Here is a 19,433-nt window from a genome sequence, read left to right as displayed (position 1 = left end):
TCGTACGCCCCCGGTGCGCGCCGGATCTCTCACATCTGGGACATTTTCGTATGCGCAAGAAGACGTTCGCCGCGGCCGCGCTGCTCGCCGCCGCCATCCTCTCCCTCTCCGCCTGCGGCAGCGGCGACGACGCCAAGTCTCCCGTCACCGTGGTCGCCGGGGACACCTCCGACAAGGCGGCGACGGTCCTGGACCAGCCGTTCGCCAAGCCGGACCTGGTACTCACCGACACCCACGGCAAGAAGTACGACCTGCGCGCCGAGACCAAGGGTCTGCCGACGCTCGTCTACTTCGGCTACACGCACTGCCCCGACGTCTGCCCGCTGACCATGAACAACCTCGCGGTCGCCAAGAAGGCGCTGCCCGAGGCCGACCGGGCCAGGCTGCGGGTCGTGTTCGTCACCACCGACCCCGCCCGCGACACCCCGGCCGAGCTCGGCAAGTGGCTCAAGGGCATCGATCCCCAGTTCATCGGCCTGACCGGCGACTTCCCCACCATCCAGGCCGGCGCCCGCACCATGGGCATCTCCATCGAACCGACCCACAAGGACAAGAAGACCGGCAAGACCGTCTCGGTGCACGGCACCCAGGTCATGGCGTTCTCACCGAAGACCGACGGCGGGTACGTCCTCTACAACGAGGACGCCACGGTCGACGACTACACCAAGGACCTCCCCAAGCTGATCAAGGGGGAGAACCCGTGAGGCGCCCGGTCCTGAGACTCCCGGCCCCGACCGGACGACGGCTCGCCCTGACCGGCGTCGCCACCACCGGCATAGCCCTGGCCGGCGCACTGGTCCTCGTGGGCTGCGGCGGCTCGGACGCCTCCGGCTCCACGGGAACCGAACTGACCGTCGGCGCCTCTTACATGCCCCAGCCGGTCTCCGCCGACATGGCCGCCGGGTTCCTCACGATCACCAACAAGAGCGGCACCGAGGACGAACTGACGTCCGTCACCAGCGACTCCGCCGGTCAGGTCACCATGCACGAGACCGCCGGCGGGGCGATGCAGGAGGTCGACTCCTTCGAGGTGCCCGCCCACGGTCAACTCGTGTTCAAAAGCGGTGGCAACCATCTGATGTTCGAAAAGCTGAAGCGCCGCCCGGAACAGGGCGACACGATCACCCTGAAACTGAAGTTCGCCGAATCCGGTCCGCTCACCGTCGAGATGCCGGTGAAGTCCGCCACGTACAACCCGTCGACCGGACACTGAGGGAGGGACCGACCTTGACGCGGACCATCACCCCCCGCCTGCGCACGCTGGTGCTGCTGTTCCTCGCCGTCACCGGCGCGCTGCTGGCCGGCGCCGGGCCGGCCTCCGCGCATGCCGCGCTGACCGGCAGCGACCCCGCCCAGGGGGTGGTGGTTCCGAAGGCGCCCGACCAGGTCTCGCTCACGTTCTCCGAGAACGTGTCGCTGAACGACGACTCGATCCGGGTCCTCGACCCGAAGGGCAAGCGGGTCGACCTGGCCAAGCCGAACAGCCTCACCGGCACGACCTACGGCGTCCAGCTCAAGAGCGGGCTCGGCAACGGCACCTACACCGTCGCCTGGCAGGTCGTCTCGGCGGACAGCCACCCCGTCGCCGGCGCCTACACCTTCTCCGTCGGCGCACCCTCCGCGACCGTCGCCTCGGTCGGCGACCAGGGCGCGGGCGGCGGAGTCGTCGGCTGGCTCTACGGCTTCGGGCGGTACATGTCGTACGCCGGGTTCATCGTGCTCGTCGGCGGCGCGGCCTTCGTCCTCGCCTGCTGGCAGCGCGGCTCGGGCGTCCAGGCCCTGCAGCGGCTGGTCGTCGGCGGCTGGCTGACGCTCACCGCGGCCACCCTCTGGCTGCTCCTGCTGCGCGGCTCCTACACCACCTCCGGCAGCTTCGGCGACATCTTCGACCTCAACCTGCTCGGCCAGGTCCTCCAGACCAAGACCGGCGCGGCCCTGGTCTCCCGGCTGCTGCTGCTCGCGGCCGCCGCGCTCTTCATCGCCGTCCTCTTCGGGGCCTACGACAAGCGCGAGGAGGGCGCGGAGAAGCGGGACCTGACCTTCGGGCTCGCCATCGGCGGAACGGTCGTGGCCGCCGGGCTCGCGGCGAGCTGGGCCATGGCCGAGCACGCCTCCACCGGGCTGCAGCCGGGCGTCGCGATGCCGGTCGACGTCGTCCACCTGCTCGCCGTCGCCACCTGGCTGGGCGGCCTGAGCGCCCTGCTGGTCGCCCTCTACCGGGCCCCGGCCGACCTCCCCGTCGACTCCACCGCCGTACGCCGGTTCTCCCGCGTGGCCTTCGGAAGCGTGGTGGCGCTGATCGGCACCGGGATCTACCAGTCCTGGCGCCAGCTCGGCTCCTGGTCGGCGTTCACCGACACGGCCTACGGACAGCTGCTGCTGGTCAAGATCGCGCTGGTGGCCCTGCTGGTCGGCATCGCGTCCGTCTCACGGCGGTGGACGGCCCGGCTCGCGGACACGGCCGTGACGGAGGCCGACACGGAAGCGGGCGCGGAAGCGGAAGCGGGCGCGGGCGCGGGCGCGGAAGCCGCGTCGAACGCGGAGGCGGGGGAATCGGTCGCGGCGGCGGAGGAGAAGGAGACCGTCAAGGCGTCCGCCGCCACGAAGGAGGCGGCCGTCCGGTCCGGCGCGTCCGGCGCGTCCGGCGCCGAACCCTCCGCAAAGGGCGCCTCCGACGAGGCCGAGCCCGCGGGGAAGGCCGCGTCCGACGAGAACGGACCCGCGGACCCCGACCGCGCCGCCCAGCTGGCCAGGCAGCAGGCCGCCAAGGACACCGCCCGGCAGAAGCGCGTCCGGGACGCCGATCCCCACCGCTTCGGCCTGCGCCGCTCGGTGCTCGCCGAGGCCGGGGTCGCCGTCGCCCTGCTCGCGGTCACCACCGTGCTGACCCAGACCGAACCGGGCCGCACCGAGCAGGACGCCAAGGCCACCGCCTCGGCGGCGTCCTCCTCGTCCTCCTCGGCGTCGAGCTCTTCCTCGGGCGCGCTGACCCTCGACATGTCCTTCGACACCGGCGGCAAGGACGGCAAGGGTGTCGTCCGGGTGGACCTCGATCCTGCGACCGTGGGCCTCAACGAGATGCACGTCTACGTCCAGCGCCCCAACGGCCGGGCCTTCGACATCCCCGAGGTGAAGGTCGCCTTCACGCTCGCCGCCAAGAAGGTCGGGCCGCTTCCCGTCGCCCCCGACCACGTCACCACCGGCCACTGGGCCGCGAACGGGGTGCAGATCCCCATGGCCGGCGACTGGCAGGTCTCCGTGACCGTGCGGACCTCCGACATCGACCAGGTGACCGTCTCCAAGAACGCGCAGATCGGCTGAACCGCATCATGGCTGAACCGTCCTCGTCCCTCCGCCCCCCGGCCTCCGGGACAAACCGTCCCCCGGCCTCCGAGGAGGGCTCAACGGCTCCCCCGGCCGGTGGCGTCAGCCGGCGCGCGCTGCTCGGCACCGCCGGGGCCACCGGACTCGTGCTGGGCACCGCCGGCGCGGGCGTCGGCTACGCGGCCGCGCCCGCCGGCGCCACCCCGCTCAGCTCGGTGGGCTCCGGCCGGGCGATGTTTCACGGGAAACATCAGCCCGGCATCACCGAGGGTCTCCAGGCACGCGGCCACCTCGTCGCCTTCGACCTGGCCGCGGGCGCCGGCCGCAAGGAGGCCGCCGCGCTGCTGCGCCGCTGGTCTACGACGGCCGCGCGGCTGATGGCGGGCGAGGCGATGACACAGGACGACACGGATGTGGCGCGTGACGCCGGCCCCGCGTCGCTGACCGTCACGTTCGGCTTCGGCAACAGCTTCTTCGCCCGCACCGGCCTGGAGAAGCAGCGCCCGTCCGCGCTGGACCCGCTCCCCGACTTCTCCTCCGACCACCTCGACCGATCGCGCAGCAACGGTGATCTGTGGGTGCAGATCGGCGCCGACGACGCCCTGGTCGCCTTCCACGCACTGCGTGCCGTCCAGAAGGACGCGGGCGGAGCGGCCCGGGTCCGCTGGCAGATGAACGGCTTCAACCGCACCCCCGGTGTCACCGCCCACCCGATGACGGCCCGCAACCTGATGGGCCAGCTGGACGGCACCCGCAACCCGAAGCCGACGGAGTCCGACTTCGACAAGCGGATCTTCGTGCCGGCGTCCGGTTCGAGCGACCCGGCCTGGATGGCCAACGGCTCCTACGCCGTCGTACGCCGGATCCGCATGCTCCTCGACGACTGGGAGAAGCTGTCGCTCGAGGCCCAGGAGAACGTCATCGGGCGCAGGAAGTCGAACGGGGCCCCGCTGTCCGGGGGCACCGAGACGACGGTGATGGACCTGGAGAAGGCCAGGTCCGACGGCGAGTACGTGGTCCCGGTCAACGCCCACGCCCGGATCACCCGGCCCGACCAGAACGGGGGTGCGGCCATCCTGCGGCGCCCGTTCTCGTACCACGACGGCATCGACGCCGACGGGACGCCGGACGCGGGGCTGCTCTTCGTCTGCTGGCAGGCGGATCCGCTGCGCGGGTTCGTGCCCGTGCAGCGGAAGCTGGACCGCGGGGACGCGCTCTCGCAGTACATCCGGCACGAGGCGAGCGGGCTGTTCGCGGTGCCGGGCGGGGCGGCCGACGGGGAGTACGTGGGGCAGCGACTGCTGGAGGGCTGAAGGGGCTGAGGCCCGAAAGTTGCGTTTCCAGGTTTCAAACCACTCGGTCGAGTGGTTACCACGGGACAAGTGAGCCCCGTCCTCCTGCGCCCATTAGGGTGAGGGACATGCCAGCGAGCTATGCGTACCTCGGTCCGGAGGGCACCTTCACGGAAGTCGCTCTGCGGACGCTTCCGGAGGCGGCCACCCGGGAGCTGGTCCCCTTCGTCTCGGTGCAGTCCGCGCTGGACGCGGTGCGCAACGGCGAGGCCGAGGCCGCGTTCGTGCCGATCGAGAACTCCGTCGAGGGCGGGGTCACCACGACCCTCGACGAGCTGGTCGCGGGCGCGCCGCTGACCATCTACCGCGAGGTGCTGCTCTCGATCGCCTTCGCGCTGCTGGTCCGCCCGGGCACCAAGCTCTCCGAGATCAAGACGGTCACCGCGCACCCGGTCGCCCAGCCGCAGGTGCGCAACTGGCTGCGCGACCACCTCCCCAACGCCCTGTGGGAATCCGCCGCCTCGAACGCGGACGGGGCCCGGCTGGTCCAGGAAGGCCGGTACGACGCCGCGTTCGCCGGTGAGTTCGCGGCCGAGCGGTACGGCCTGGAGGCCCTGGAGACGGAGATCCACGACGCGCAGAACGCGCAGACCCGGTTCGTCCTGGTGGGGAGGCCGGCCCGGCCCGCGGCACCGACCGGCGCGGACAAGACGTCGGTCGTGCTCTGGCAGAACGACGACCACCCCGGTGGGCTGCGCGACCTGCTCGGCGAGTTCGCCACCCGGGGCATCAACCTGATGTTGCTGCAGTCCCGGCCCACCGGCGCCGGCATCGGCAACTACTGCTTCTGCGTCGACGCCGAGGGGCACATCTCCGACCGCCGGGTGGCGGAGGCCCTGATGGGTCTGAAGCGGATCTGCCGCCAGGTGCGGTTCCTCGGCTCGTACCCGCGTGCGGACATCGGGCCGGGCGAGAGCGCGCAGCCGACGCGACCGGGGACGTCGGACGAGGAGTTCATGGCGGCCTCGGACTGGGTCGCACGCTGCCAGGACGGCCGCTTCTAACCGGCCATACGTTCATATCTGCGTTATCCACAGGAGTTATCCACAGGTCCTCAACTCGACCTGGGGACAAGTCGACAGCAACACTCGACTCTGTCGACAAATCGGCCTACAAGCCTCCGATCGGCCGGTGATCACTCACATCACCCTTCGTCCACTCGTTTCCCATGGTTCATCTTTTGGAGCGACGCCTTTCCACTCGAAAGTGGGTGTTGTCCAGGTTTGGGCGGGGAATTCCCCTCTTCGGGCATCCACCTCGAAGTGATCAATTCGGAAGCCCACACCTTGTCCACACACCCTGTGGATAACCCTCGGGAAGGCATGCGCACCTGTGGACAACCGGACCCCCAAATCCCGTTCTCCACAAGGGAATCAAGTCAACCCCGGCCCTGGCGCATGACCCGTCCCAGGGAGTGAGACACTTTTTATTGACACGCTCGGCAATTTGCTCATAACGCAACGTAAGCCGCGATTCGGGGCACCGGTCATTAGTGATTAGTGGGGGACAACCCCTCACCGGTAGCCTGGGCTCCGTGATTGACCTACGCCTGCTCCGTGAGGACCCCGACCGTGTGCGCGCGTCCCAGCGCGCCCGTGGAGAGGACGTCGCACTCGTCGACGCCCTCCTCTCCGCCGACGAGCGGCGCAGGTCCTCCGGCGTCCGCTTCGACGAGCTGCGCAACGAGCAGAAGTCGCTCGGCAAGCTCATCCCCAAGGCCTCCGCCGACGAGAAGGCCGAGCTGCTGAAGCAGGCCGAGCAGCTGAAGACCGACGTCAGGGCCGCCGACGCCGAGCGCGACGCGGCCGACGCCGAGACCCAGGAGCTGCTGCTCAGGCTCGGCAACCTCGTCCACCCCGACGTGCCCGTCGGCGGCGAGGAGGACTTCGTCACGCTGGAGGAGCACGGCACGATCCGCGACTTCGGCGCCGAGGGCTTCGAGCCCAAGGACCACCTGGAGCTGGGCCAGCTGCTCGGCGCGATCGACGTCGAGCGCGGCGCCAAGGTCTCCGGCTCCCGCTTCTACTTCCTGACCGGTGTCGGCGCCCTCCTGGAGCTGGCGCTGGTCAACGCGGCGATCGCACAGGCCACCGAGGCCGGCTTCACGCCGATGCTGACCCCGGCGCTGGTCCGGCCGCAGTCCATGGCGGGCACCGGCTTCCTCGGCCAGGCGGCCCAGGACGTCTACCACCTCGACAAGGACGACCTCTACCTGGTCGGTACCTCCGAGGTGCCCCTCGCCGCGTACCACATGGACGAGATCATCGACGTGGAGCGCCTCCCGCTGCGCTACGCCGGCTTCTCGCCCTGCTTCCGCCGCGAGGCGGGTTCGCACGGCAAGGACACCAAGGGCATCTTCCGCGTCCACCAGTTCGACAAGGTCGAGATGTTCTCCTACGTCGCCCCCGGCGAGTCGGAGGCGGAGCACCAGCGCCTGCTGGCCTGGGAGAAGCAGTGGCTGACCTCGCTCGAGCTGCCGTTCCGCGTGATCGACGTCGCCACCGGTGACCTCGGCGCCTCCGCCGCCCGCAAGTTCGACTGCGAGGCGTGGATCCCGACGCAGGGCAAGTACCGCGAGCTCACGTCGACCTCGGACTGCACCGAGTTCCAGTCCCGCCGGCTGTCGATCCGGGTCCGGGACGGCAAGCAGGTCAAGCCGCTGGCCACGCTGAACGGCACGCTGTGCGCCGTCCCGCGCACGATCGTGGCCATCCTGGAGAACCACCAGCTGGCCGACGGTTCGGTCCGGGTCCCCGAGGTGCTGCGCCCGTACCTGGGCGGCCGGGAGGTCCTGGAGCCGGTGTCCCGGTGAGCTTCCCCTACGGGCTCGTCGCCACCGACCTCGACGGCACGCTGCTGGGCGCCGGCGAGTCGGTCTCGTCGCGCACCCGTGACGCGCTCGCCGCGGCCACCGCGGCGGGCGCCGCGCACATCGTCGTCACCGGCCGTGCGGTCCCCTGGACCAGGCCCATACTCGACGACCTCGGCTACCGCGGCCTCGCCGTGTGCGGCCAGGGCGCGCAGGTGTACGACGCCGGGTCGCACCGACTGCTGACGTCCGTGACGCTGGACCGACAGCTGGCCGGGGTCGCCCTGGCGAAGATCGAGGCGGAGGTCGGTCCGCTGTACCTCGCCGCCAGTCGTGACGGTCTCGACGGCGAGGTGCTGGTGGGGCCTGGGTACGCGGTGACGGGCAAGCTCCCGTCGACGCCGCTGACGGACGCGGCGGATCTCTGGGCGGCGCCGCTGAACAAGATCTACATCCAGCATCCCCGGCTCGCCGACGACGAACTGGCCGAGGCGGCCCGGCAGGCGGCCGGCGGTTTCGTCACGGTGGCCATGGCGGGCGCCGGGATCGTGGAGCTGCTGCCGCTGGGCCTGTCCAAGGCGACGGGCCTGTCGCTGGCGGCGCGCCGGCTGGGCAAGAAGGCCGCCGACACGATCGCCTTCGGAGACATGCCGAACGACGTGCCGATGTTCGCGTGGGCCTCGTACGGAGTGGCCATGGCCAACGCTCACGACGAACTCAAGGCGGTGGCCGACGAGGTCACGTCCTCCAACGAGGAGGACGGCATCGCGGTGGTGCTGGAGCGTCTGCTGGGCTGAGGCCCGTCTTCTGTCTGCGGTGCGACCGCTCAGGCGCGAAGACACGTTCTGCGGAGGATGCACGGATCGAACGTGCGCGGGCTTTTCAGGCCCGACCACGGCTTAGCAAGCCGGTGCCTTACCACTCGGCCAATCCTCCGGGTGGGCGGCCCACGCGAGAGCGACCATCGCGTGCTCGAAGCGGCCGCCCCGGGCAGCTACACGGCGATCCGCCGACGGCTGCCCTGACGGGAGCGGGACGTACTGTCGTGCATGGACATCGTCCGGCTCCTCTCCCGGCTCATGGGCTGACACAACAACTGTGCCTTCGAGCCGAGTTGGCCGCCACTCATTTAACAGGCGCCCACTGCCCGCGCCCCTTCAGGGGCGCGGGGAACTGCGCGACCAGCCCCCACCGGCCCGCAGCCGACGTACCACCTACCGGCGCCACCACTTACGCCGCCCTTTGCTGAAGAACCACCCGGCCGGAGGCTCGTCCGACCGCCACGGCTGGGGCTCCGGCTTCTCCGCCCGCCACCTCGCCGCCAGCATCCGAGCCCGCGCGGACGGCTCGGAGGCCTCGGCCGACCGTATGAATTCCTCGTTCAGGACGACGCCGTCCCAGTCCTCGGCCATCCCCGTTCCTCTCCGCAGAACGCCCTCCTCTGCCCAGGGTGCCCGGGCAGAGGTCAAGCCCCCGTCAGTAAGGCGGGCGTCTACTCCTCGCCCGCCAGCGTCAGCGAGCGCAGCTTCTGGCCGGCGTACCAGGTGGCCAGGACCGTCACCGCGATCAGCAGCACCGTGGCCGTCGTCAGGGACACGTCGGACGTGACCAGTTCGCCGCCGGTCACCTTGTGGGCGACCGCGAGCGACCACTGCTGGACGCTCAGCGTGCGCGCGCCGGGGACGAGGGAGCCGAACAGGGCCTCCCAGACCAGCGCGTAGACGAGACCGAAGACCACCGCGTGCCGGGACACCGTGCCCAGCAGCAGGAAGAGCGCCGCGTAGGCGATCGACGCGACCAGCGCGGCGACCGTGTAGGCGACGGCGATCTGCTGGCCGTTGCCGTTCAGGACGAAGCCCGCGACCAGCGTCGGCAGGGCCGAGAAGACCATGGTCACGGCGATGGCCACGATCAGCTTGGTGAGGATGATGGTGGGCCGTTTGATCGGCTTGGACAGCAGGTACACCACCGAGCCGTCGTCGATCTCCGGGCCGATCGCGCCGGTGCCGGCGATGACGCCGATGATCGGCACCATGGTGGCGAGCGCGAGGCCGCCGAGCAGGTCGGAGGCCGTCTGGTCGTCGGCGCCGGCCAGGCCGCGGACGACGACGGAGATCACGACGAGCAGCAGGGGCAGCGCCCCCAGGATGAGGGCGCGGCGGCGGCCGAGCAGGGCTCGGTAGGTGAGCCGGGCGACTGTGGGGTCGTACATCTTCGGCCTCCTACGCCGCGACCAGATAAGAGAACACGGATTCGAGGGACTCGTCGGACGGCGAGACCGTGAGCAGCCGGATGCCCTGGTCGCGGGCGACCTTCGGCAGCAGCGTGGTGAAGCGGCCGAAGTCGACGGCCTGGATCCGCAGCGCGCCCTCGGTGAGGTCGACCTCGATGCCCGAGGTGGACGGGTCGGCGATCAGGGCGGCCGCGAGGGCGCGGTCGTCGCTGGAGCGGACCAGGTAGCGGTGCGGGCGGTCGGTCATCAGCCGGCGGATCTTGCGGAAGTCACCGCTGGCCGCGTGCCGTCCGGCGACCACGACCTCGATGTGCCAGGCGAGCTGCTCGACCTCCTCCAGGATGTGCGAGGAGAACAGCACGGTGCGGCCCTCGTCGCCCATCTTCCGCAGCAGGTCCATCAGCTGCATGCGCTGGCGCGGGTCCATGCCGTTGAAGGGCTCGTCGAGCAGGAGCAGCGAGGGGTCGTGCACCAGGGCGGACGCCATCTTCACGCGCTGGCGCATGCCCTTGGAGTACGTCTGGATCTTGCGGTCCTGCGCGTACTCCATCTCGACCGTGGCCAGGGCCTTCTGGGCGGCCTTGGCGCCGAGGCCGTGCAACTCGGCGTTGGCGACGACGAATTCGCGGCCGGTGAGGAAGTCGTACATCGCCTCGCGCTCGGGGACGATGCCGATGTGCTTGTAGATGGCCTCGTTGCGCCAGGTCGGCTGCCCGTCGAGGGTGACCGTGCCGGTGGAGGGGGCGAGGAAGCCGCCCATCATGTTGATGAGGGTGGACTTCCCGGCGCCGTTGGGGCCGAGCAGGCCGGTCACGCCGGGACCGATGGTCATGGTGATGTCGTTGACGGCGACCACGTTGCCGAACCAGCGGGAGACGTGGTCGATGGAGAGCGTGGTCACAGTCCCACCTTCTTGTAGCGGCGCAGCAGCAGGCCGTAGCAGGCGGCGACGAGGCCGGCGATGACGAGCAGGTACACCACGCCCTGGGCGTGGGAGGGGCCGTCGCCGCCCGGGAACGTGTTGGTGCCGCCGAGCAGGGCGGTGCTCAGCCCGCCGACCAGGGTGACCGGCGAGAACAGGCCGATCCACGGGATGGCGCCGGTGCTGCCCTGGGAGTCGGCGATGGCCTGGAGGGTGGAGACCGCGCCGTAGGAGATGGTCAGCACGGCGATCACGGCGGCGATGCCGAAGCCGCGGCGCGGTGTGACCGACGCGATGACCAGGCCGATGCCGGCGAAGAGGAGCGACAGCAGCGCCACCGAGACCAGTCCCTGTCCGAATCCCTCGCTCTGGTCGGCGAAGTCCATCTTGGCGAGCAGGGCGCCCGCGTACAGCACGACCAGCGGGGCGCCGGTGAGGATGAACAGCGCCGAGGCCAGGGCCGCGAACTTGGCCTGGACGTAGTCGGACGTCTCGATGGGCCGTGAGAAGTACAGCGGGATGGTCTTGAAGCGGAGGTCGCGGGAGACCGCCTGGGGTGCCTGCGAGGCCACGTACAGGCTGATGACGGCCTGCATGATGATCGCGTACCGGGTGTAGGTGACCGGGAGGTCGTGCGCCTTGGTGGCGACGGCGACGGCCACCATGATGGCCGCCGGCACGCACATCACCGCGAACAGCAGCATCGGCAGCACCTTGGACTTCACCGAGCGGCCGAGGCCGTAGGAGCCGCGCAGGGTCTGCGAGTAGAGGGAGACGCGGGCGTAGGCACGGCCCAGACGCGGGCCGTCGTAGCCGCGGTAGCCGATGTCGTGGATACGGGACTGGTCACCCGCGGGGGTGGCCAGGGGCTGCTCAACCGCCATGGACGGCCGCCTCCTTCCGCTGCTCGTCGCTGTTGGTGAAGACCTCGGAGATGTGGTGTCTGCGCTGCTCCATGCGGACCAGACCGAGCCCGAGGTCGGCGACGACGTCACGCACCAGGTCGTACGTCTCCTCGCCCTGGGCGGTGAGCAGCAGGATGTGGCCGGCGCCGGGGAGGCCGCCGCCCTGGGCGTTCGTCTCCACCCCGCGCGCGTGCAGCGCGTCGCGCACCGCGCGGGTGCCGTCGGGGTGCTCGTCGCTGTCGGTGACCTCGATCGCGAGGGTGGTGGTGCTCTGCGTGAAGTCGGTGGTGGAGCTGGAGCGCAGCAGCTTGCCGCCGTCGACGACGACCACGTGGTCGCAGGTGCGTTCCAGTTCGCCGAGCAGGTGCGAGGTGACCAGGACCGAGATGCCGAAGTCGGTGTGGATCCGGCGGATCAGGCCGAGCATCTCGTCGCGGCCGACCGGGTCGAGGCCGTTGGTCGGCTCGTCCAGGAAGACCAGTTGCGGGTCGTGCACCAGCGCCTGGGCGAGCTTCACGCGCTGCTTCATGCCGGTGGAGTAGCCGCCGATGGGGCGGTACCGCTCCTCGTAGAGCCCGACATGGCGCAGGGTGTCGGCGGTGCGCTCGCGCGCGGCGGCGGGCGGCAGGCCGGACATGCGGGCCATGTGCACGACGAACTCGGTGGCCGAGACGTCGGGCGGCAGGCAGTCGTGCTCCGGCATGTAGCCCACCCGCTCGCGGATGGCGGCACCCTTGGTCGCCACGTCGAGACCGAGCACCTCGGCCCGGCCCTCGCTGGCGGGGGACAGACCCAGCAGGATCTTGATCAGGGTGGACTTGCCGGCGCCGTTGGCTCCGACGAGTCCGGTCACACCGGGTCCGATGTCCACGGACAGCCGGTCGAGCGCGGTGACCCGGGGGAACCGCTTGCTCAGGCTTTCGGTCACGATCACAGTCACGCCATCGAAGGTAGTGACCTGGACCACGGGGGTCGTCAGACCCGAGAGCCGTCTTGGCCTCACTCTCGAGTATTACGGGACCCTAGGGGATCCCCTGCCTGAGGGCTACGCGGAGTTGTCCACAGGCCCCGCACCTCCTATTGACGTTGCCTCTAACAACTGTCACATTCACCAGTGTCAAGTTACGGACGCGTACCGCAGTCGACGGGGACGGGGCGGATGACGACGACAGTGCAGGACGTACTCTCCGAACGAACCGCGGAGCTCGAGGGTTTCCGGCGCGTGCAGCGGCTCGCGTACGAATGCGCGGAGGCGGTCGCGGCCCGGCTGGAGCCCGGGATCACCGAGCGCGAGGCGGCCCGGATGCAGCGCGAATGGCTGCGCGCCCGCGGCGTGCGGGACTGGTTCCACCTGCCCTTCGCCTGGTTCGGCGACCGCACCGCGTTCACCGGCTTCCGTGTACCGCTGCAGTTCTTCCCGACCGACCGCCGCCTGGAGCCGGGGATGCCGTTCATCCTCGACATGGCCCCGGTGTACGAGGGCAGCACCGCCGACATCGGCTACTCCGGGTCGCTCGGCGTCAACCCGGTGCAGGACCGGCTGATGGCCGACCTCGAGGCGCACCGGGAGCTGATCCTGCGCGAGGTGCGCGAGCGGCGCCCGCTGCGCGAGATCTACGCGGACGTGGACCGCCTCATGGTCCGCCAGGGCTACGCCAACCGGCATCGCGCGTACCCCTTCGGCGTGATCGCCCACAAGGTGGACCGGGTGAGAGAGCGCCGCTGGTCACCGCACCTGTTCGGGTTCGGCACCCAGTCCCTGAAGGGGCTCGCCGCCGACGCCCTGCACGGCCACCGCGAGGGCTGGTCACCGCTGTGGTCGCCGTACCGCTTCTCCGACCATCCGCCCCGGCCGGGCCTGTGGGCGGTCGAACCGCACCTCGGTTTCCGGGGCACCGGCGCGAAGTTCGAGGAGATCCTCGTGGTCACCGACTCCCGGGACCCCGAGCAGAGCGCCTTCTGGCTGGACGACGATCTGCCGCACGTGCGGCGCTGGGCGGAGGACAAGTGACGGAACTGAAGGGCGCGCGCGAGCGGCGGGTGCACACCGGCGGCATCGAGCTGTGCGTGGCGGAACTGGGCGATCCGGCACAGCCGACGGTCGTCCTCGTCCACGGCTACCCGGACTCCAAGGAGGTCTGGTCCGAGGTCGCGTACCGCCTCGCCGAGCGCTTCCACGTCGTGCTGTACGACGTCCGGGGCCACGGCCGCTCCACCGCGCCGCAACCGCTGCGCGGCGGCTTCACGCTGGCCAAGCTGACCGACGACTTCCTCGCGGTGATCGACGCGGTCAGCCCGGACCGCCCGGTGCACCTGGTCGGCCACGACTGGGGCTCGGTGCAGTCCTGGGAGTTCGTCACCGTAGGGCGCACCGAGGGCCGGATCGCCTCCTTCACCTCGATGTCCGGGCCCTCCCTCGACCACTTCGGACACTGGATCGACGCGCGCGTGAAACGCCCGACGCCTCGCCGGGTGGGCCAGCTCCTCGGCCAGGGCGCCAAGTCCTGGTACGTGTACCTGCTGCACACCCCCGCCCTGCCCGAACTGGCCTGGCGCGGCCCGCTCGGCAGGGCCTGGCCGGGCATCCTCCGGCGGGCCGAGGGGCTTCCGGCCGGCAACTACCCGACCGGATCGCTGCGCTCCGACGCGGCGCACGGCGCCTGGCTGTACCGCGACAACGTCCGGCCCCGGCTGCGCCGCCCGCGCGAGGACGCCTACGCGCACGCGCCCGTGCAGCTCATCACGCCCCTGGGCGACGCGTTCCTCTCCGAGCGCCTCTACGACGACCTGGAGCGCTGGGCACCTCAGTTGACCCGCCGCACCCTGCCCGACAAGCACTGGGTCCCGCGCACCCGGCCGGACCAGATGGCGGCCTGGATCGAGGAGTTCGTGATCTCCGTCGAGGACGGCAGGGGCGCCGAGCCCAGGCGGGCGGACCGCCATGCCCAGCGGTTCGGCGGCCAGTTGGTCCTGGTCACCGGCGCGGGCAGCGGCATCGGCCGGGCCACGGCGTTCGCGTTCGCGGAGGCGGGGGCGCGGGTGGTCGCCGTGGACCGGGACACGGAGTCCGCGACCCGCACCACGGAGCTGTGCCGGCTGATCGGAGCGGCGGACGCCTGGGCCGAGACGGCCGACGTCTCCGACGAACAGGCCATGGAGAAGCTCGCCGAGCGGGTCCACCGCACCCACGGGATCCTGGACGTGCTGGTCAACAACGCGGGCATCGGCCTGTCCGGCTCGTTCCTCACGACGACCACGGAGGACTGGCGCAAGGTCCTGGACGTCAATCTCTGGGGTGTGATCCACGGCTGCCGCCTGTTCGGGGCGCGGATGGCCGAACGCGGACAGGGCGGCCACATCGTGAACGTGGCCTCGGCGGCCGCCTTCCAGCCGTCGCGGGCGCTGCCGGCGTACAGCACCTCCAAGGCGGCGGTCCTGATGCTGTCCGAGTGCCTGCGCGCCGAACTCGCGGGCCGCCGGGTCGGCGTGACCGCTATCTGCCCCGGCATCGTCAACACGAACATCACGTCGACCGCCCGCTTCACCGGGGTCGACGAGGCGGAGCAGCAACGCAGGCAGCAGCGCTCGGCCCGGCTGTACGGGATGCGGAACTACCCGCCGGAGAAGGTGGCTTCGGCCATCCTGGAGGCGGTGGAGCACAACCGGGCCGTGGTGCCGGTGACCCCGGAGGCGCGGGGAGCACGGTTGCTGTCGCGGGTGGCGCCGGGGGTGCTGCGCAGGATCGCGCGGGTGGAGCCACGGCTGTGACGGCCGATCCGCCGCCCCGGACGACCTACCGCATCGAGGACCTGGCCCACCTGTCCCGCACCACCGTCCGCACCGTCCGCGCCTACCAGGACAAGGGCCTGCTCCCCCGCCCGGAGCGCCGGGGCCGGGCCAACGTCTACGGCGACGCCCACCTCACCCGCCTCCACCAGATCGCCGACCTCCTCGCCCGCGGCTACACCCTCGCCTCCATCAAGGAGCTCCTCGACGCCTGGGACACCGGCCGCGGCCTGGCCGGCGTCCTGGGTCTCGTCACCGAGGCCGAGGGGCCGTGGAGCGACGAGGAACCGGCCCGGGTGACCCGCGCCGACCTGGACGCCCGCTTCGGCGGCGTCCCCGACGACACGGCCGTGGCCGAGGCGGTGGCCCTCGGCATCCTGGAACCGGTGGCGGACGAGCCCGGCTCCTTCCTCGTCCCGAGCCCGCAAGAGCTCGCCGTGGCAGCCGAGTTGCACGCGGCCGGGGTGCCGCTCACCGCGATCTCCGACCACCTGCGGGAGTTGAGAGTCCAGGTCGAGCACATAGCCGCCCGTTTCCTGGAGTTCACCGCCGAGTACGTCTTCGCCCGCTACCTCGACGATCCGGGCCACCGCACGGACGCGCAGGCGGCCGAGGCGGCCTCGCTGGTACGACGGCTGCGTCCGCTCGCCCAGCACACCGTGGACGCGGAACTGGCGCGGGCCATGCGCCTGTTCGCGACCCGCGAGGTGCGCAGGCGACTTGGCGCGGGGGAGCGGACCGAGCCCCGGGAGGAGACACGTACCGTGTCCCTCCCCGTCGGCACGATCGGGGCCGTGCGCGGCCTTGTTGGCGCCGACCACGTCGCCGAGTTCATCACGCTGGCCGCCGAACGGGAGGTACGGGCACGGCATTTGGACGCACTCGCCGCAGATCCCCTGCCTGTAAACGATCTTGACCAAACACCCTGAATCGCCCGGTCGTTGTCCACAGCATCGCCAAATCCCCTGTGGATAACCACACTTGGTTGTGGATCAAACCTCCGGCGAAAAAGAACTGCGTGATCCACGTCTCCCCCGGCACTCTGGTGGAGTGAACGACGAGAAGAGCCGGAGACGGCCCGACAAAAAGAACAACGATCCGAACATAGGACAGAATGACAGGGAGCGCGACGAACGGCGCACCGTGAAGGTGTCGAAGTACCTCTCGAAGCACCTGCGCCACCAGCCCGAACGCATCGGCCTCACCCTCGACGAGGCCGGCTGGGTGGACGTCGACACGCTGCTCGCCGCCGCCGCGGCACACGGCTTCCCGGTCACCCGCGAGGAACTCGACCACGTCGTCGCCGCCAACGACAAGCAGCGCTTCGCGATCGAGGGCGCCCGCATCCGCGCCAGCCAGGGCCACAGCGTCGAGGTCGAACTCGGCCCGCCCCCGGCGACCCCGCCGCCGTACCTCTACCACGGGACCGTCGCCCGGAGCCTGGACGCGATCCGGGCCGTGGGTCTCCTCCCGATGAGCAGGCACGACGTGCACCTGTCGGCCGACCGCGAGACCGCCACCCGGGTCGGCGCGCGGCGCGGACGCCCGGTCGTGCTCTCGGTGGACGCGGGCGCGATGCACCGGGCCGGCCATGTGTTCCACCTCAGCGCGAACGGGGTGTGGCTCACCCGGCACGTACCACCGCGCTACCTGCGCTTCCCCGACCCGCACTGACCCCGGCATGATGGCCGGTATGGACCGGAGCGACCGCGAGCACCACCTCCCCACGACCGAAGCGGCCGTGACCGCCCTGCACGCGATCGCCGTCGAGTACGGCCGCGAGATCGAGGTGACCCACGACATCGGCGCCGACCAGACCTCCCGGCGCAGCGCTGCGGGATTCGGCGTCACCGCGGACCCGGACGGCTCGCTGCCGCACGAGGCGTACGCCGAGTTCGGCGGGCTGCCGCGGGTGAGCGTGCGGCTCTACCCGGACGACGACGCCCTGATCACGGTGGAGGGCGTCGAGTTCCACGACCTGCCGCGCGACGACGTCCCCGCGTTCCTGCGCTCCGTCTTCGGCGGACTGGCCCAGGTCCGCTCCCGCCGCTTCCCACCGATGGCGTGGCTGGTCGTACCGCTGCCCGGGGACCGCACGTACACGGAGTACCTCGCCGCGCGCTTCCTCACGCCGTGGCTGAGCGGGCGCATACGGTGACCGTTTCGCCCGCCGTCTCGGACGCCCTTTAGTCTCGAGCGCATGAGTCTGCGCCTGAGCACCGTGATCCTGCCCCACCGCCGCTGGAACGAGGGCGGCCGCACCACCTGGACGCGGGCCGAGGAACTGGGCTTCCACACCGCCTACACCTACGACCACCTGTCCTGGCGCAGTTTCCGGGACGGCCCGTGGTTCGGTGCGATTCCGACGCTGACCGCCGCCGCGTGCGTCACCGACCGGCTGCGGCTGGGCACGCTCGTCACCTCGCCGAACTTCCGGCACCCGGTGACGCTCGCCAAGGAACTGATCTCCCTCGACGACGTCTCCGGCGGCCGGGTGACGCTCGGCATCGGCGCCGGCGGCACCGGCTTCGACGCCACCGCGCTGGGCCAGGAACCGTGGACCGCGCGCGAGCGTGCCGACCGGTTCGCCGAGTTCGTGCCGCTGCTCGACCGGCTGCTCACCGAGGACTCCGTGACGCACGAGGGCGAGTTCTACTCGGCCCACGAAGCGCGCGACATCCCGGGCTGCGTCCAGCGGCCCCGGCTGCCCTTCGCGGTCGCGGCCACCGGACCGCGCGGGCTGAAGCTGGCCGCGCGGCACGGACAGGCGTGGGTGACCACCGGCGACCCGAAGCTGTACGAGAACGGCACGCCCGAGCAGTCCGTCGAGGCGCTGCGCACGCAGACGGCGAAGCTCGGCGAGGCCTGCGCGGCCGTCGGCCGGGACGTGTCGGCGGTGGACAGGATCCTGCTCACCGGCTTCACCCCGGACCGGACCCGGCCGCTGGCGTCCCTGGACGCCTTCGTCGACTTCGCCGGACGCCACCAGGAGCTGGGCTTCACCGAACTGGTGATCCACTGGCCCATCCCGGACTCGGACTTCGCCGCCGACGAGAAGGTCTTCGAGCAGATCGCCACGGAGGCCCCGGCCCAGCTGGGCTGAGGCCGCACGGGCACGGAACGGGCCGCCGGGGGCTTCGGGGCCGGTCGGCCGGAGCCTCGGAAGTCATCTGTGTCTCATCTGTGCGCAGCACCGCACTGGCGTGCGGGCATATGCGCGAGAATGACCCGGTGACCTCAGCGACCAGACAGCCCGAGACCTCCGCCCTCGCGACGCCGCCCCGGCTGATCGCCACCGATCTCGACGGCACCCTGCTGCGCGACGACAAGTCGGTCTCGCCGAGGACGGTCGCCGCGCTGGCCGCCGCCGAGGAGGCGGGCATCGCGGTCTTCTTCGTCACCGGCCGCCCGGCCCGCTGGATGGACGTGGTCAGCGACCACGTGCACGGCCACGGCCTGGCGATCTGCGGCAACGGCGCCGCCGTGGTCGACCTGCACGGCGGCCCCGGCGCCCACCGCTTCGTGAAGGTACGCGAACTGGCCAGGGAGAACGCGCTGGACGCGGTACGCCTGCTGCGCGACGCCGCGCCCGGCACGGTGTACGCGGTCGAACAGACGTACGGTTTCCACCAGGAGCCCGCCTACCCCAAGCTGCACCTGGAGACGCCGGACCGGCTGCTGCCCGCCGAGAGGATCCTCGCGGCCGACGGTCCGGGCTCCGGCGAGCCGGTGCTCAAGATCCTCGCCTACCACCCCGACATGGATCCCGACGCCTTCCTCACCCTCGCCCGCCTGGCCGTCGGCGACCGCGCCACCGTCACCCGGTCCAGCCCCAGCGCACTGCTGGAGATCAGCGGCCCGGGAGTCTCCAAGGCCAGCATGCTGGCCCTGGAGTGCGCCGAGCGGGGCATCTCGCGCGAGGAGGTCGTGGCCTTCGGGGACATGCCCAACGACGTCGAGATGCTGACCTGGGCCGGACGGTCGTACGCGATGGGCAACGCCCACCCGGACGTGATCGCCGCCGCCTCCGGCCGCACGGTCGCCAACAACGAGGACGGGGTCGCGGTCGTGATCGAACGGCTGCTGGCCGCACGCGGCTGAC

Annotated in this window: 19 protein-coding genes and 1 tRNA gene; 14 read left to right on the top strand and 6 right to left on the bottom strand. The window is 71.1% G+C overall.

Annotated elements, in window-relative coordinates; translation table 11 throughout:
• Positions 1-50: 50 nt before the first annotated feature.
• From ACFY3I_RS23955 to ACFY3I_RS23925, 7 genes are all read left to right on the top strand, one after another.
• Positions 51-704, top strand: a complete 654-nt coding sequence (locus tag ACFY3I_RS23955) for an SCO family protein (protein WP_390862530.1) — start codon at positions 51-53, stop codon at positions 702-704.
• A complete protein-coding gene (locus ACFY3I_RS23950) occupies positions 701-1,213 on the top strand; it encodes a copper chaperone PCu(A)C (protein ID WP_390862528.1) in 513 nt (170 codons plus the stop codon). Before ACFY3I_RS23955 ends, ACFY3I_RS23950 begins: the two co-directional genes overlap by 4 nt.
• 14 nt (positions 1,214-1,227) lie before the next feature.
• On the top strand, positions 1,228-3,321 hold the full coding sequence (locus ACFY3I_RS23945) for a copper resistance CopC/CopD family protein (RefSeq protein ID WP_390862526.1): 2,094 nt from the start codon (positions 1,228-1,230) through the stop codon (positions 3,319-3,321).
• Positions 3,322-3,329: 8 nt separating this feature from the next.
• Positions 3,330-4,637, top strand: a complete 1,308-nt coding sequence (gene efeB, locus ACFY3I_RS23940; RefSeq protein WP_365285721.1) for an iron uptake transporter deferrochelatase/peroxidase subunit — start codon at positions 3,330-3,332, stop codon at positions 4,635-4,637.
• Between the two features lie 107 nt (positions 4,638-4,744).
• Positions 4,745-5,680 (top strand): prephenate dehydratase, encoded by a 936-nt coding sequence (gene pheA / locus ACFY3I_RS23935; protein ID WP_390862524.1) that lies wholly within the window; start codon positions 4,745-4,747, stop codon positions 5,678-5,680.
• A 530-nt stretch (positions 5,681-6,210) separates the two neighbouring features.
• The gene (gene serS / locus ACFY3I_RS23930; RefSeq protein WP_390862523.1) at positions 6,211-7,488 is read left to right on the top strand and encodes a serine--tRNA ligase; all 1,278 of its coding nucleotides are present in this window, start codon (positions 6,211-6,213) and stop codon (positions 7,486-7,488) included.
• Positions 7,485-8,282, top strand: a complete 798-nt coding sequence (locus ACFY3I_RS23925; protein ID WP_390862521.1) for an HAD family hydrolase — start codon at positions 7,485-7,487, stop codon at positions 8,280-8,282. The genes serS and ACFY3I_RS23925 overlap by 4 nt, the downstream gene beginning before the upstream one ends.
• Positions 8,283-8,333: 51 nt before the next feature.
• Here the strand turns inward: ACFY3I_RS23925 and ACFY3I_RS23920 are convergent.
• The 6 genes from ACFY3I_RS23920 to ACFY3I_RS23895 form a co-directional block, all read right to left on the bottom strand.
• Positions 8,334-8,421, bottom strand: a tRNA-Ser gene (locus tag ACFY3I_RS23920).
• Positions 8,422-8,699: 278 nt separating this feature from the next.
• Complete coding sequence (locus ACFY3I_RS23915) at positions 8,700-8,897, bottom strand: hypothetical protein (RefSeq protein WP_390862519.1); 198 nt, start codon at positions 8,895-8,897, stop codon at positions 8,700-8,702.
• A gap of 80 nt (positions 8,898-8,977) precedes the next feature.
• On the bottom strand, positions 8,978-9,697 hold the full coding sequence (locus ACFY3I_RS23910) for an ABC transporter permease subunit (protein WP_390862517.1): 720 nt from the start codon (positions 9,695-9,697) through the stop codon (positions 8,978-8,980).
• A gap of 10 nt (positions 9,698-9,707) precedes the next feature.
• Entirely contained in the window at positions 9,708-10,619 is a 912-nt protein-coding gene (locus ACFY3I_RS23905) for an ABC transporter ATP-binding protein (protein ID WP_365285733.1), read from the bottom strand.
• Positions 10,616-11,524 carry an ABC transporter permease gene (locus ACFY3I_RS23900; RefSeq protein ID WP_365285735.1) on the bottom strand — a complete coding sequence of 303 codons (909 nt, stop codon included), beginning with the start codon at positions 11,522-11,524 and terminating at the stop codon, positions 10,616-10,618. Before ACFY3I_RS23900 ends, ACFY3I_RS23905 begins: the two co-directional genes overlap by 4 nt.
• Positions 11,514-12,479, bottom strand: coding sequence for an ABC transporter ATP-binding protein (locus ACFY3I_RS23895; RefSeq protein WP_390862717.1), 966 nt, complete (start codon positions 12,477-12,479; stop codon positions 11,514-11,516). The genes ACFY3I_RS23900 and ACFY3I_RS23895 overlap by 11 nt, the downstream gene beginning before the upstream one ends.
• Before the next feature lie 225 nt (positions 12,480-12,704).
• Here ACFY3I_RS23895 and ACFY3I_RS23890 point away from each other — a divergent pair, with 225 nt between their 5' ends.
• From ACFY3I_RS23890 to ACFY3I_RS23860, 7 genes are all read left to right on the top strand, one after another.
• Positions 12,705-13,556 carry a M24 family metallopeptidase gene (locus tag ACFY3I_RS23890; RefSeq protein WP_390862515.1) on the top strand — a complete coding sequence of 284 codons (852 nt, stop codon included), beginning with the start codon at positions 12,705-12,707 and terminating at the stop codon, positions 13,554-13,556.
• Positions 13,553-15,313 (top strand): SDR family oxidoreductase, encoded by a 1,761-nt coding sequence (locus tag ACFY3I_RS23885; RefSeq protein WP_390862513.1) that lies wholly within the window; start codon positions 13,553-13,555, stop codon positions 15,311-15,313. The genes ACFY3I_RS23890 and ACFY3I_RS23885 overlap by 4 nt, the downstream gene beginning before the upstream one ends.
• Positions 15,310-16,260, top strand: a complete 951-nt coding sequence (locus ACFY3I_RS23880) for a MerR family transcriptional regulator (RefSeq protein ID WP_390862512.1) — start codon at positions 15,310-15,312, stop codon at positions 16,258-16,260. Before ACFY3I_RS23885 ends, ACFY3I_RS23880 begins: the two co-directional genes overlap by 4 nt.
• Before the next feature lie 175 nt (positions 16,261-16,435).
• Positions 16,436-17,005, top strand: a complete 570-nt coding sequence (locus tag ACFY3I_RS23875) for an RNA 2'-phosphotransferase (protein ID WP_390862715.1) — start codon at positions 16,436-16,438, stop codon at positions 17,003-17,005.
• A gap of 19 nt (positions 17,006-17,024) precedes the next feature.
• The gene (locus tag ACFY3I_RS23870; protein WP_390862510.1) at positions 17,025-17,489 is read left to right on the top strand and encodes a hypothetical protein; all 465 of its coding nucleotides are present in this window, start codon (positions 17,025-17,027) and stop codon (positions 17,487-17,489) included.
• A 42-nt stretch (positions 17,490-17,531) separates the two neighbouring features.
• Positions 17,532-18,434: an LLM class flavin-dependent oxidoreductase gene (locus ACFY3I_RS23865; protein ID WP_390862508.1), complete on the top strand. Its 903-nt coding sequence runs from the start codon at positions 17,532-17,534 to the stop codon at positions 18,432-18,434.
• Positions 18,435-18,544: 110 nt separating this feature from the next.
• On the top strand, positions 18,545-19,432 hold the full coding sequence (locus ACFY3I_RS23860; RefSeq protein WP_390862506.1) for an HAD-IIB family hydrolase: 888 nt from the start codon (positions 18,545-18,547) through the stop codon (positions 19,430-19,432).
• Position 19,433 lies beyond the last annotated feature (1 nt).

Source organism: Streptomyces sp. NPDC001068, from assembly GCF_042897315.1.
Taxonomy (GTDB): domain Bacteria; phylum Actinomycetota; class Actinomycetes; order Streptomycetales; family Streptomycetaceae; genus Streptomyces.
This window is presented reverse-complemented; position numbering and strand designations above follow the sequence as displayed.